The organism is Mesorhizobium sp. WSM4898, from assembly GCF_029625845.1.
Taxonomy (GTDB): Bacteria; Pseudomonadota; Alphaproteobacteria; order Rhizobiales; family Rhizobiaceae; genus Mesorhizobium.
Genome location: NZ_JARTVQ010000002.1, coordinates 758,063 through 770,997 on the forward strand (window position 1 = coordinate 758,063; position 12,935 = coordinate 770,997).

General features: G+C 63.8%; 13 protein-coding genes. 6 read left to right on the forward strand and 7 right to left on the reverse strand.

The genetic code is table 11. From position 1 onward, the window contains the following. Position 1: 1 nt before the first annotated feature. Positions 2–946, reverse strand: a complete 945-nt coding sequence (locus P9228_RS11080; RefSeq protein ID WP_347404274.1) for a D-2-hydroxyacid dehydrogenase family protein — start codon at positions 944–946, stop codon at positions 2–4. Between the two features lie 58 nt (positions 947–1,004). Next, a complete protein-coding gene (locus tag P9228_RS11085) occupies positions 1,005–1,751 on the reverse strand; it encodes an RraA family protein (protein ID WP_095802639.1) in 747 nt (248 codons plus the stop codon). 94 nt (positions 1,752–1,845) lie between these two features. On the opposite strand from P9228_RS11085, the gene P9228_RS11090 reads away from it, so the two are divergent. After that, on the forward strand, positions 1,846–2,793 hold the full coding sequence (locus P9228_RS11090) for a LysR family transcriptional regulator (protein WP_278053422.1): 948 nt from the start codon (positions 1,846–1,848) through the stop codon (positions 2,791–2,793). A 72-nt stretch (positions 2,794–2,865) separates the two neighbouring features. Here P9228_RS11090 and P9228_RS11095 read toward each other — a convergent pair whose 3' ends face one another. From P9228_RS11095 to P9228_RS11105, 3 genes are all read right to left on the reverse strand, one after another. Beyond that, positions 2,866–3,867, reverse strand: coding sequence for an MBL fold metallo-hydrolase (locus P9228_RS11095; RefSeq protein ID WP_278053424.1), 1,002 nt, complete (start codon positions 3,865–3,867; stop codon positions 2,866–2,868). Between the two features lie 292 nt (positions 3,868–4,159). Continuing rightward, positions 4,160–4,879, reverse strand: a complete 720-nt coding sequence (locus P9228_RS11100; protein ID WP_278053426.1) for an MFS transporter — start codon at positions 4,877–4,879, stop codon at positions 4,160–4,162. A 41-nt stretch (positions 4,880–4,920) separates the two neighbouring features. Then, positions 4,921–5,628, reverse strand: a complete 708-nt coding sequence (locus P9228_RS11105; RefSeq protein ID WP_278053427.1) for an MFS transporter — start codon at positions 5,626–5,628, stop codon at positions 4,921–4,923. Between the two features lie 92 nt (positions 5,629–5,720). Between P9228_RS11105 and P9228_RS11110 the strand changes: the two genes are divergently transcribed. Beyond that, positions 5,721–6,239 carry a MarR family transcriptional regulator gene (locus tag P9228_RS11110; RefSeq protein ID WP_067320497.1) on the forward strand — a complete coding sequence of 173 codons (519 nt, stop codon included), beginning with the start codon at positions 5,721–5,723 and terminating at the stop codon, positions 6,237–6,239. A gap of 181 nt (positions 6,240–6,420) precedes the next feature. Here the strand turns inward: P9228_RS11110 and P9228_RS11115 are convergent, their stop codons facing one another. Next, a complete protein-coding gene (locus P9228_RS11115) occupies positions 6,421–7,086 on the reverse strand; it encodes an aldolase (protein WP_095826166.1) in 666 nt (221 codons plus the stop codon). Beyond that, positions 7,083–8,096, reverse strand: coding sequence for a LacI family DNA-binding transcriptional regulator (locus P9228_RS11120; protein ID WP_245322509.1), 1,014 nt, complete (start codon positions 8,094–8,096; stop codon positions 7,083–7,085). Before P9228_RS11120 ends, P9228_RS11115 begins: the two co-directional genes overlap by 4 nt. A 220-nt stretch (positions 8,097–8,316) precedes the next feature. Here P9228_RS11120 and P9228_RS11125 point away from each other — a divergent pair, with 220 nt between their 5' ends. From P9228_RS11125 to otnK, 4 genes are read left to right on the forward strand one after another with little or no spacing between them, the layout of a single operon-like run. Beyond that, the gene (locus tag P9228_RS11125) at positions 8,317–9,630 is read left to right on the forward strand and encodes an MFS transporter (protein WP_067320488.1); all 1,314 of its coding nucleotides are present in this window, start codon (positions 8,317–8,319) and stop codon (positions 9,628–9,630) included. A gap of 32 nt (positions 9,631–9,662) precedes the next feature. Next, positions 9,663–10,634 carry an L-threonate dehydrogenase gene (gene ltnD, locus P9228_RS11130; RefSeq protein WP_095826164.1) on the forward strand — a complete coding sequence of 324 codons (972 nt, stop codon included), beginning with the start codon at positions 9,663–9,665 and terminating at the stop codon, positions 10,632–10,634. A gap of 16 nt (positions 10,635–10,650) precedes the next feature. Beyond that, on the forward strand, positions 10,651–11,460 hold the full coding sequence (gene otnI / locus P9228_RS11135; protein ID WP_278053435.1) for a 2-oxo-tetronate isomerase: 810 nt from the start codon (positions 10,651–10,653) through the stop codon (positions 11,458–11,460). Next, positions 11,457–12,734, forward strand: a complete 1,278-nt coding sequence (gene otnK, locus P9228_RS11140; RefSeq protein ID WP_278053436.1) for a 3-oxo-tetronate kinase — start codon at positions 11,457–11,459, stop codon at positions 12,732–12,734. The genes otnI and otnK overlap by 4 nt, the downstream gene beginning before the upstream one ends. Positions 12,735–12,935: the final 201 nt, after the last annotated feature.

The following is a 12,935-nucleotide window of genomic DNA, read 5'->3' on the forward strand; positions in this document are numbered from 1 at the left end:
TTCAGTGATCCTGTTTCTGGCCGCCAGCGGTGTGGATATTGATCGGGGTTCCCCCCGCGAAGGCTACGATCTGGTCGAACGCATTGCCGTACGCGAACTCGTAGTTGTCGCGCTCGACATAGCCGAGATGTGGCGTGCACAGGGCGTTTGGAAGCCTGAGCAGGGCGTCATCCGGATTGGTGAGCGGCTCGCGTTCGAACACGTCGACCGCCGCGTTGCCGGGGCGACCGCTCTTCAGCGCCGCCACCAAAGCCCCCGGCTGGATCAACTCGGCACGGCTGGTGTTCACAAGCAAAGCCGTCGGCTTCATTAAGGCCAGGTCGTCAGGCCCAATCGCGCCGGTGGTCTCGGCATTCAGCCGCAGATGCAAGCTGAGAACATCCGACAGCCTGAACAGGGACGCCATGTCCTGTGCCACGCTGAAACCCTCGGCCTTAGCGCGATCCAACGAGGCTTGGCGCCCCCAGATCAGCACCTCCATGCCGAAGGCCTTGCCGATCCGCGCGACCATCGAGCCTAAGCGGCCGAAACCATAGATGCCGAGGACGCGGCCGCGCAGGCCGAGGCCTATGGTGGTCTGCCAACGGCCTTGCCGCAGCGACGCGCTCTCGAAAGGAATGTTTCGCATCGCCGCAAGAATCAGCCCCCAGGTGAGTTCGACGGTCGAATAGGACGGACGCGACGTCAGAGCGGACGAAACGACGACACCGTGCCTGTCGCAGGCCGCCAGATCGATGTGGGGAATGTGGCCGTTCTGGCTGATGAGTTTCAGCTTGGGAAGGCGGCTCAGCAAAGCTTCGTCGATCTTGGTGCGCTCGCGCATCAGCACCAGGACGTCCGCCTCCGCCAGGCGACCTGCCAGAATGTCGACATCCTCGATGATATCGGTCCAGATCGTGACGTCGTGGCCGTCCAGCCTGGAGAAGCAGTCCAGCGTGCGGACCACGTCCTGGTAGTCGTTGATGATGGCGACGCGAAGCTTTCTCACGGGGTGACCTATCGCCTCATGCATTGCCCGGCAGATCCGCAACGGAGGTACCGGCGTCGATTGCTTCGCACTTGGCCTCTTCAAGCGCCGACTTCCTCAGCGCCTTTGCCAGAACTTCGGCGGCCCGGGCAATCGGGATGAAGCAGACGCCGGTTTCGTCCGCAACGACGATATCGCCTGGAGCAACGCGCACGCCGGCGACTTGGATTTCGCCGTTGATCTCCACGGTCTCGATGCGCCATTTGCCGGTGACAGGCGTTATCTCGGTGGCCCAAAGCGGATATCCGACCCGCCGCGAATGCCCGAGGTCGCGAACGCCTCCGTCCACGATTGCTCCGGCCTCGCCCTGCCGTTTTCCGGTTTGGGCCGAAATTCCGCCCATGTTCGAAACGCCGGCAACGCCCTCGATCACCACAACGTCGCCCGGCAGCGCCAGGTTGTGGGCCTCGAACTCGGCCATCCGGTTGACGTGGTTTTTCGCCGTTTCGTAGACATGCTCGCGTTGCAGGATGTTGCGCACCGTAAGCGCCGGACCGACGATCGACACCGAAGGCAGGGTCGGCTTCAGAACCGATGCGCCAACCGCGCCGGTGATACCGAGCTCATCCATGATGTCCGAGATGACGCTGGTGGCGTCGCCGATCCGCTTGAAGCCGTCGATCAGATCCTTCGGCGGGCGCGGTACCCGCATCAGTCGAATGCGGTCGCGACTGATCTTGCCGGTGAGCTTCGGCAGCACATCCGCGAGAGCTATATCATTCATGCCTTATCCTCCGATCAGCGGCATCAGGATGGCTTGCCGCCATCAATGCGTCCAATTTAGAATCGACCAATGCATCATTTGCTGAGTGAATAACGTGCGCCTTGATCTGAACCTGATTGCGGTCCTTGAGGCCATCATGCTGGAGAGGAATGTGACACGTGCGGCCTCGAGCCTGGCGATGAGCCAGCCGGCGGTCAGCAATGCGTTGCGTCGAGCCCGCCGCCTCACCAAAGATCAACTTTTCCTCAAGACGGCAACGGGGGTCCAGCCCACCGCTCGCATGGTCGCGATGTGGCCCGACCTTCATCGCTCGCTCACGGCAATTCGCGCTTCTTTCGCGCCCGACGAGTTCGATCCCGCGTCGGATGCGACCAGTTTTCGCATTGCCGTCACCGACAGTCTCGCGATGGAAGGCGTCAGCGAAATTACGCTGAAATTGCAGGCCGCGTCGCCGCGCGCCCGCGTTTCCTTCGCGGTGCATACCCATGAAGGCTCGCTGGAAGGAATCGATCGCGGCACCCTTGACTGCGCCGTGGGCATGTTTGCCTCGCTGCCAAGAGAAATGCATGTGCGGAGCCTGCAGACAGATCGCTACGTTTGCGTCATGCGCGGCGGACATGACCTGGCCGATTGCCTGACGCTCGATCGATTCACCGCCGCGGCGCACGTCTTGGCGACCCCGTCCGCTCTGGAACGCGGCTTGGTGGATGGCTGGCTCAGCCTGACGGGACGGACAAGGACGATCGCCGTTGTGGTCAATCACTTTGCCGACGCGATGAAGATTGTCTCGCGTAGCGACCTCATCACCTGCGTGCCGCTCGGCTTCTTCAATGGACCGTGGCGAACCATTGCGGATGGACGTGACTTGGTGGTGTGCGAGTTGCCGTTCGAAACCGAGAAACTGCTCTACAAGCTGATCTGGCACGAACGATTACAGCAGCACCCCGCCCACCAATGGTTTCGCGCCCTGGTGACAGACGCCTGCGGTTCCTCCTTCGATGGCCAACTGGTTGGAGAAGCGCCGCTCGTGGGAACGACATGATCTTACGGCGGAAGCGACATCCGGGAGGCCGTGGGCGCAGATGGACCTGGCTTCCCCCCTTGGGCACCAGTTCTAACCGTTCAGGGGCACATATGAGTAGACGTTCGCGGCGTCGCGCCGGACACGGCCAAGCCCAGGAAACGATATGTGGGCGCCGCCAACGATATAGCCGCTGTCAGCCGCATCGGCGAAGGCGCGCTCGTGCACGCGCTCGGCTTCCGATGCGTCGGCGTCATATTGGATCGTGACGGACGGGTCCTTGAATTGTACCGCGGCGACATGCACGACGTCGCCCCACAGGACGATCTTCTCGCCCTTGCTCTCGACCACATACATTGTATGTCCGGGTGTGTGGCCATAGGCGGTTTGTGCGCGCACGCCAGGCACAAGATCGGTGTTGCCATCGAATACGGCGAGCTTGCCGGCTTGCAGATATGGCCCGATCGATGCCATGGCGGCCTGAAAAAACCGCTTCGCTTCAGCGGGAGCCGCGTGCATGTTTGCCTCGCTCAGCCAGTAGTCGGTGTCGCGCTTTTCGACACGCACGACCGCGTTGGGGAAGGCTCTCTGGCCGTCGACCATGAGACCGCCGACGTGGTCTGTATGCAGATGCGTGAGGTAGATCTCATCGATCTGCTCCGGCCGATAGCCTGATGCGCTGAGATTGCTCAGCAGCTGGCCGGTGCAAGGGCCTAACAGGGAGCCGGCACCGGCATCGATCAGCACCAGCCTGGCTCCGGTATTGACGAGAAAGGAATTGTGCGACGTCTCGACGACATCGGCGAGATAGCTGCGTTTGAGTGCTTCCTCGATCCGCGCCGGGTCGCCCTGCAGCAACTTCGTCGCGGGGAGCATATTGCTGCCATCGGACAGCGCCGTTACCTCAAAATCGCCGAGCGTCAAACGATGGAACCGGGGCGCCTGGCTTTTGGCCATGGATGCGCCCGCGAACAACGGCGTCGCCAGGCCGCAGGCCAGACAAAAGCAGCCGGCGGCCAAAAAAGCGCGGCGGCTGGGACTGACGATGTCGCCGCTGGTCAGCCGGGGCTCCGCACCTCCGGTGGCGTCGAACAAGTGATCGAGAATCTTGCGAGGGGCGGTCATCCCAGAGCTCCATGTGCTTTCGTCGAGGCCACGACCGGCGTCGGTACTCTCGTTCTCGTCGCGGAGAACATTTGCGCCGAGGCCGGTTTTGCTTGCATAGCGTTCCCGAGATGGGCTACGCCGTCCAATTCAGAGTTCGCCGTCTGCATCATCACCAGGTTGAATAACGACTGATGATGATTACCCACTTAGAGCTCGCGATCGGCCTCTTCCTTCAGCCCTCGCGGCTCAGAGCCGTGATGTCCCCACGCTGTTTGAGAAATCACATTTCCACGGGCTGGCCGTCGACCTGATCCTTGTTGAACCGCGGCAGCAGCCCGGTGCACAGGACCAGCATGACGACAATGACGAACTGACATGCAATGACCGTGCCGAAGGCGTGCGAAATGCTCGCCGGCTCCAGTGCCAGGTAGAGCGTGCCCAGGGTTGCGACCCCGAGCGCCAGACCCGACTGCTGTAGGGTGATGAGGACGCCGCTGCCGACGCCCGCCAGATGCTTGGGGACATCGGCAAGCACGGCCCGGAACAAGCCCGAGAACAACATCGATTGTCCGGCCCCGATCACGACCAGCGGCACAGCAAATTCGATGAGGCTCACCGTTGGCCAACTGGACACGGTGATTGCGATCAACGTGACCAGTCCAAGCGCCTGCAGCAGACCGCCGGCCGCGAGCGCCCCGCGGCCGAAGCGGCCGATGATGCGCGGGCTGACCACTGAACCGATGAAGAACATCGCCGCCATCGGCAGGATGGCGAGGCCGCTTTCGAGCGGGTTGGCGCCGAGTCCGTTCTGGACGGTGAGCGCGAAGACGAACATGAAGGCGCCGAAGCCGACGCTGAACAGCGTGATCATGGCCAGGCCGCGCGACATCGAGGGCAGCTTGAGCAGCGACGGCGGCAGCAACGGCATCTCGCCGCGCGCTTCGGCGGCCCTTTCGACGGTGACCGTCGCGACGGCAAGCAAGACGGCTGCAGCCAGCATTGTCCACGTCCATGCCGGCCAGCCGAGCGAATGGCCTTCGGTCAGCGGCACCAGCAGAGCGTCAGCGTGGCGGCGAAAAGTATAGTGCCGGCGACGTCGATGCCCGCGGGGTGCGGCGAGCGGTTGGCTGGCACGACCGCCCGCGAGGCGAAGAACACCATGACGCCGAGCGGGATGTTGATCAGGAAGATCGGCCGCCAGGACGTGCCGAACAGATTGGCGCTGACCAGCAGTCCGCCGGCGAGTTGGCCGACAACCGCGGCGATGCCCGAGGTGGCGCCGTAAAGCGCGATGGCCCGGGTCTTGCGTTCGCCTTCCAGGGTGGCCTGGAAGGTCGCAAGCACCTGCGGCACGAGCATCGCCGCCATTGCGCCCTGGACCAGGCGCGCGGCGATAAGGAGATCGATGGTGGGTGCCAGACCACAGGCGAGAGAGGCGAGGATAAACCCGGAGAGCCCGACCAAGAACAGGCTATGGCGTCCAAAACGATCGCCCAGCCTGCCGCCGAGAACGAGCATGGCGGCGTAAGCCACACCATAGACTGAAACCACCAGCTCAAGTGCGGCCGGCGTCGCCTGCAGCGAGGTGGCGATGGTCGGCAGCGCCACGTTGACGATGAAAAAGTCGGCGATCGGCAGGAAGGCGCCGGCGAGCAGAACGTACACGCCAATCCCGTGCAGCCCGCCGGCGCGGGCCATGGAACGAGGTGTGTGCCAAGCTTGCCCGGCGGCGATTGTCGAGTTGGTCATCCGAACCTCCAGATGCGTATGAAACCATAGTTATGTTATCATAACGATTATGCTCATATACATAGACGCTGGAAGTCTGTAAACTGCGCCCCATGGAAACCGATCCGGACTCGTCCGCACGCAAAGCTCCCCCGGCTGTTCGCTGGGCGGACCTGGCCGACCTCATCCTCATCATTGCCCGTGAGATTCAGTTTCGCGGTTACAGGGACGAGAAAGCGCTGTCGCTGTCGCAATCGGAGGGCATGGTGATGCGCCACCTGGTTGCGCACGCTTCCGCAACGCCCAGCCAGATCGCGACGGCGACCGGGCTGCAGCGCACCAATGTTTCCACCGTGCTGCGCGACCTGGAAGGCAAGGGGCTGATCGAGCGCCATGTCGACCCGCAAGATCGCCGGGGCGTCAGCGTCCATCGCACCCGGCGGGGAGCCCACAATTACGCCCTGGTGCGCAAGGAGTGGGCAACTGCCGTATCCGAGGCCGCCGGCGGCGACACACGCAAGCTCAATGCCGCGCTTGAGCTTCTCAGATCCATCGAAGCCGGCCTGACCGCAACGCGACCGATAGACAGCGACGGTCCGGGGCGAATGTCCGCCCGCCGCCGGAACGTCTAGTGCCGAACAGCGCGAGAGAGAAGCAATCTCGACCGCAACTCGGTAGCAGCCAGCCCTGTATCTCGTAAGGCTGCCGGCCGTCAGGACATCTTCAACAAGCGCACGCCCTTAGCAACATGCTCAGGTAACACCCCCCAACCTATGCAATCCAGGAGCGCCTCACGAAGGTCGAAATCGGGTCTCAGTGGTCGTGCGCACCATGCTCCTGCAGCGAAAGCCCAAAAGTCCGCACCAGGTCGCTGACCTGCTCCGGTGACAGATAGCGGGGGTTGAGGCCGCGCAGAAGCAGATAGAGCTTTGCCGTTTCCTCCAGCTCTTCGGTAGCGAATACCGCCGCCTCAAGCGTCTCGCCCGCGACAACGGGACCATGGTTGGCGAGCAGCACCGAAGAGTAGCGTCCAGCGAGCCCTTTGATTGCATCGGCTACCGCAGGGTCTCCGGGACGGAAATATGGCACCAAAGCCGTCTGTCCGGCGCGCATGAGATAGTACGGCGTCATTGGCGGCAGGACCGACTTGGGATCGATCTCGGGAAGCATGGTGACGGCCACCGCATGGGTTGAGTGCAGGTGCACAATCGCACGCGCTGCTGCCCGCGTCTCGTAGAGGGCGGTATGCAGGGGGATTTCCTTGGTCGGCGCATCGCCCGCGACGAGCCGCCCTTGCGCATCGAGCCTGGCAAGGCGAGCCGGATCGAGAAAGCCCAGCGATGCGTTGGTCGGCGTCACAAGCCAGCCGCCGTCATCGAGCCGCAGACTGATATTGCCCGATGATCCCGGTGTCAGCCCGCGCTCGAATAGGGAACGGCCGAAGCGGCATATCTCTTCGCGAAGTTTGGCCTCGCTCATGTTGTGGCTCCCTCGATCAGTTCGAACCCGAGATCGATCTTCGTCGGCGGCCCGTCGGAGCAGACCAGCCGGGCGCCGGTCTCTCCGACCGCGACGCGTGGCGTCCGGATGGTGGAAAGCGGTTGCGGCGCCGCGCGGGCGACGTCCAGGCCGTTATAGCCGAAAATCGCCAACCGGCCGGGGATGGCGATGCCGCGGGCAAGGCAATGGAAATAACCGCCAATCGCCATGTCGTCGTTAGAGAAATAGACGGCATCGAGATTGGGGGCGCGCCCGAGCAGCCGGCCGAGACCCTCGCGCCCGGCCTCGATCGACGAAGATGAGGGAATGATTTCTTCCGCGGCGACTTCAAGGCCTGCCTCTGCGAGCGCCGAGCGAAATCCGGCGAAGCGTTTGGCGGCGCGCAGATCGCGGCTGAGATCGTGGCCCACATAGCCGATGCGCCGATAGCCGCGCGAGACCAGATGACGCGCGCTCGCGCCTCCCGCCTCGCGGTTGGAATAACCGACGACGATGTCGATGCCATCGCCATCGGAATCGAGCAGTTCGGCGACCCTGATGCGGGCGTGCCTGAGCATGGCCACGGTACGCTCGGTGTGTTCGAGCCCGGCCACCATCATGCCCGCCGGACGCCAGCTAAGCAGCGACTCGACGAGGGTTTCCTCGCGGCCCTGTTCGTAGTCCGTCACCGCGACGACAGGTTGGAACCCGGCGCCCACCAGCACCGTGTTGGCGCCGCGCAGCATGTCCGGAAAGACGATGTTGCTGAGCGACGGTATCACGATCCCGACCAGCTTGGAGCCGGTCGAGGCCAGCGTGCCGGCGATGCGGTTCGGCACATAGCCGAGGCTTCTCGCGGCATTGAGGACGCTCTCGCGTGTCTTGGCCGAAAATGAACCGTGCCCACGCAACACGCGCGAGGCGGTGCTCTCGCCGACGCCGGCCGCGCGTGCGACATCGGTAAGGGTCGTCGTCCCCGTCGGCGTGCCGTCGGCCAGCTCGTCGGCCACTTTCGATCTCCCCGCTGGAGCGCGACGTCGCACTCGACCGTCCTCGCTTCCGTCCATCTCTTTTGCCATGTCGCGGCAACCTTTTCAAACAATTGTTGGCAGCGCTGCCACTTTTTCGTTGGCAGCGCTGCCAATGCATGTTATCCGGTTACGCAAGCGCTGCCAAAACCGCCACCGGCGGGGCGCGCTGACACCCCATTCACAGTCAAGGGAGGAACCAATGACCGTGCTTACACCTGCGCTACCGGCGCAAGCCGTAGCTGAAATCGAAACGAGGAGGACCGCCTACAGCAAGGTCTTCTGGCGCATCGTGCCGTTCCTGATGCTGTGCTACGTCGTTGCCTATCTCGACCGCGTCAATATCGGCTTCGCCAAGCTGCAGATGTCGGCCGACCTCGGCTTCAGCGAGACCGTCTACGGCCTCGGCGCCGGCATCTTCTTCATCGGCTATTTTCTCTTCGAGGTGCCAAGCAACGTCATTCTTCACAAGGTCGGCGCGCGCATGTGGATCGCCCGCATCATGATCACCTGGGGTTTGATCTCAGCTGGCTTCATGTTCGTCACGTCCGCGCCGACATTCTACCTGTTGCGCTTTCTGCTGGGCGTCGCCGAAGCCGGGTTCTACCCGGGGATCATCCTTTTCCTCACCTACTGGTATCCCTCGCATCGCCGGGCCAAGATCATCGCGGTGTTCATGTCCGCGATCCCGGTCTCGGGCATATTGGGCAATCCTCTTTCCGGCTGGATCATGGATTCGTTCGATGGCGCCCACGGCCTCGCCGGATGGCAATGGATGTTTCTTATCGAGGCGGTTCCAGCCGTCCTGCTCGGCATCGCTGTCTTGTTCTTCCTCGACAACGGCATTCGTCAAGCCAAGTGGCTGAGCGAAACGGAAAAGCAGGCCCTGGAAGAGGAGATCGCACGCGAGGAGCGTCACAAGGAGAGTGGGCATTCGGTAGCCGGTATCTTCCGCGATCGCCGAGTTTGGCTGATGTGCCTTATCTACTTCACCTTCGTGATGGGCCAGTACGGGCTGACTTTCTGGATGCCGACCCTGGTCAAGGCGACCGGCATCACCGGAAACTTCAATATCGGACTGATCAGCGCGATCCCCTTCATCTGTGCCGTCGTGGTCATGAATCTGTTCGGACGCAGCGCTGACAGGCATCGCGAGCGCCGTTGGCACCTGGTCGTTCCGGCACTGCTCGGGGCCGTCGGTTTCGTCGTCGCGGCCGCCAGCTCGAATCTGACGATCGCCATCGCCTTCCTGTCCGTTGCAGCGGCCGGAGCGATCACCTGTGCGCCGCTGTTCTGGTCGCTGCCGACGTCATTTCTCGCCGGGACAGGTGCCGCGGCAGGCATTGCGCTCATCAATTCGGTCGGCAATCTGGCCGGCTTTGTTAGCCCGTATCTCGTCGGCTATCTGAAGGATTTGACCGGCGCAACGCAGGTCGGCATGTATGCGCTCGCCGCAATCCTGGTGCTCGGCGCGGTCCTGGTGCTGACGACGCCACCCAAGCTGGTCAATCGCTAAACCGGATTGCGTTTCGAATAAGGATCTCCGTGATGACCGTTTATGATCGAAGCAAGGAAAACCCCGCCGGAGCAAGGACGAACCGGGCCGCCCTGATCGGCATCGGTTCCATGGGACTTGGCATGGCCATGTCGCTCAGGCGGGCCGGGTTTGAAGTGGCTGGCTTCGACGTGGACGCCGCGGCCATCGCCCGGCTCGTCGACGCGGGCGGCCGAGGCGCGGCAAGCCCCGCCGAGGCCGCTGAAGGTGCCGACGTCGTCGTGTCGGTGGTCGTCAACGCCGCGCAAACGGAGGCCATCCTGTTCGGTACGAACGGCGTCGCCGAAACCATGGCCGAGGGCGCGGTTTTCGTCTCCTCGGCCACGATCGATCCCGATGCGGTGCGCCGCCTTGCCACGCCGCTCGAAGCGACGGGACGGCTCTATCTCGACGCGCCGATCAGCGGCGGGTCGGTGCGCGCCGCCGAGGGTGCGCTCACCATTCTGGCCTCCGGCAGCCCTGCCGCCTTCGCCAGAGCGCGGCCGGCACTGGATGCAATAGCCGCCAACGTCTATGAACTCGGTGACGAGCCGGGCGTTGGTGCAGCCTTCAAGATGATCAACCAGTTGCTTGCTGGCGTGCATATCGCGGCGGCCAGCGAAGCCATCGCATTTGCCGCCCGGCAAGGGCTGGACATCCGCAAGGTCTACGAGGTGATAACTGCCTCCGCAGGCAATTCGTGGATGTTCGAGAACCGGGTGCCGCACGTGCTGGACGGCGACTACACACCGCGCAGCGCGGTCGACATCTTCGTCAAGGACCTCGGCATCATTCAGGATATGGCCCGCAGCGCCAAATTCCCGGTGCCGGTGGCCGCAGCCGCGCTACAGATGTTCCTGGCGACCTCGGCGGCTGGAATGGGCCGGGACGACGACGCATCCGTCGCCCGGCTCTACGCAAAGATCACCGGCACCGAACTGCCTACAACCCGCAAACCTAGCCAAACCGGCCTGACATCGGCCTGAGAAGACTGGATCGCCCATGCCCCGCTTTGCCGCCAACCTGACAATGATGTTCAGCGAGTGGCCGTTCCTGGATCGGTTCCAGGCGGCCGCCGATGCCGGCTTCCGTGCGGTCGAATTCCTGTTTCCTTACGAGCACACGCCCGAGGTGATCGGCGAGCGCCTTCGCAGATACGGTTTGACCCAGGCTCTGTTCAATTTGCCGCCTGGCGATTGGGCCGCCGGCGAGCGAGGACTGGCCGCCTTGCCCGATCGGTTCGCCGAGCTTCAGGCCGCCGTGGCATCTGCCCTTCCCTACGCGGAGGCCACGGGCGTGAAGTGCCTGCATTTGATGTCGGGGCTCGCCGCTCGCGGGGACAGGGCGGCCATGGATGCCTATCGCAAAGCGATCCTCTGGACCGCCGGCAAGCTTGCCGATCGCGGCATCGATCTGGTGATCGAACCGATCAATGGTCGCGACATGCCGGGCTATTTCCTCAATGACTTCGACTTTGCCGAACAGCTCATCGGCGAACTGGCGCTGCCCAACCTCAAGCTGCAGTTCGATGTCTACCACCGCCAGATCCTGCATGGCGATGTCGTCATGGCGTTGCGCCGGCTGCTGCCGATCATTGGCCATGTCCAGATAGCAAGCGTGCCCTCCCGCCATGAGCCGACTTCGGAAGAGCTCAACGACCGGTTCATCTTCGCGGAACTGGACCGGCTGGGCTATGATGGTTTCGTCGGTTGCGAATATCGGCCCAGCGGCACGACACTTGAGGGGCTCGGCTGGTTCGCCCCCTTTGCCGGCGAGCCCCTTCCCCAGGCTGGCATCGGAGTTTCGCCATGAGCCTCGCCCTCGGCGCAATTGCGGACGACTACACAGGCGCGTCCGACCTGGCCAACACGCTCGCCAAGGAAGGTCTTCGCACGGTTCAAACCATCGGCATTCCGGCCGCAGGTCTCGATCTTCCCGAGGTCGACGCGGTTGTCGTCTCGCTCAAGATCCGTTCGGTTGCGGCAGCGCAGGCGGTGGAGCGCGCTCGCGCGGCCGACCAATGGCTGCGCGCCCGCGGGGCAGCGCATGTGATGTACAAGATCTGCTCGACCTTCGATTCCACCGATGCCGGCAATATCGGCCCGGTGCTGGACGCCTTGCGTCACGACGTGGATGAGAAATCGGTTTTGGTGACGCCGGCCTTTCCGGAAACCGGCCGAACCGTCTACCAGGGGAATCTTTTCGTCGGCGCGGTGCCGCTCAACGAGAGTCCGCTCAAGGATCACCCGCTCAATCCCATGCGCGACGCCAATCTGGTGCGCGTACTCGCCCGGCAGAGCATGGCAGCGGTCGGGTCGGTCGACCTCGCGACGGTCGCGCGCGGCGCAGACGCGATCCGCGCGCGCAACGCGGCGCTTTCCCAAGATGGAGCCGGAGCGGCAATCGCCGACGCCGTCTTTGAGAGCGATCTTGAAGCGATCGGCGCCGCAGCCTTGGCACAACGCCTGTCGGTCGGAGCGTCCGGCCTGGGATTGGGTCTCGCCCGCGGCCTGGTCGCCGCCGGCACCGCGCGGCGCCATCAACGGACGGTGCTGCGGGATCGGCCGGCCAAGGGGCCCGCGGCGTGCTTGGCCGGCAGCTGTTCGCGGGCGACCCTGACGCAGATTGCCCGCGCCGAAGAGACGACGCCGGTGCTGAGGCTCGATCCGGAAAGGCTGATGAGCGGAGCGGCGGAGACGCACCGTGCGCTCGCATGGGCGGCCGCCCGCTTGGCCGATGGCCCCGTGCTCATCGCCAGCAGTGGATCGCCCGAGGTGGTTTCGGCGCTGCAGGCGCGGCATGGACGTGAGGCTGCCGGTCATGCGATCGAGCAGTCGCTGGCGACGATCGCCGAAGGTCTGGTCGAACTCGGCGTGCGCAGGTTGGTCGTGGCGGGAGGCGAGACGTCCGGCGCCGTCGTGGACCAGCTTGCCATTCCCGCCTTCGAGTTGGGCCCCGAAATCGCCGCGGGTGTCCCCGCGCTGCGTGCACTCGGCAGCCCGCACGGCGAGCTGCTGCTTGCCCTGAAGTCAGGCAATTTCGGTGGCGACCGTTTCTTCGCGGACGCCTTGGCCGTTTTGGCATGAGGAGTGACGGGGTCTTGGCTGTCCAAGGATAACTGAGAAGGTTGCGCCAGGGTCGAATGGCGGCGGTGGATTGCGAAGAGGCCGCTCCTGCGCCACAACCGAATGACTGATTTTTGGTCGAAGACGGTGATGCACAATCTCGCGCCCGGCGGACCTGCCGAATGACGGCAGCCACTACGACCTGCACCGATCGCTGCCGCC

Bases quoted from the DNA above. Each gene is read 5' to 3' on its own strand.
- P9228_RS11110 (WP_067320497.1), top strand. From the start codon at position 5,721: ATGGAAACCGATCCGGACTCGTCCGCACGCAAAGCTCCCCCGGCTGTT.
- otnI (WP_278053435.1), top strand. From the start codon at position 10,651: ATGCCCCGCTTTGCCGCCAACCTGACAATGATGTTCAGCGAGTGGCCG.
- P9228_RS11085 (WP_095802639.1), bottom strand. From the start codon at position 1,751: ATGAATGATATAGCTCTCGCGGATGTGCTGCCGAAGCTCACCGGCAAG.
- P9228_RS11115 (WP_095826166.1), bottom strand. From the start codon at position 7,086: ATGAGCGAGGCCAAACTTCGCGAAGAGATATGCCGCTTCGGCCGTTCC.
- P9228_RS11100 (WP_278053426.1), bottom strand. From the start codon at position 4,879: ATGCTGGCTGCAGCCGTCTTGCTTGCCGTCGCGACGGTCACCGTCGAA.
- otnK (WP_278053436.1), top strand. From the start codon at position 11,457: ATGAGCCTCGCCCTCGGCGCAATTGCGGACGACTACACAGGCGCGTCC.
- P9228_RS11125 (WP_067320488.1), top strand. From the start codon at position 8,317: ATGACCGTGCTTACACCTGCGCTACCGGCGCAAGCCGTAGCTGAAATC.
- ltnD (WP_095826164.1), top strand. From the start codon at position 9,663: ATGACCGTTTATGATCGAAGCAAGGAAAACCCCGCCGGAGCAAGGACG.
- P9228_RS11105 (WP_278053427.1), bottom strand. From the start codon at position 5,628: ATGACCAACTCGACAATCGCCGCCGGGCAAGCTTGGCACACACCTCGT.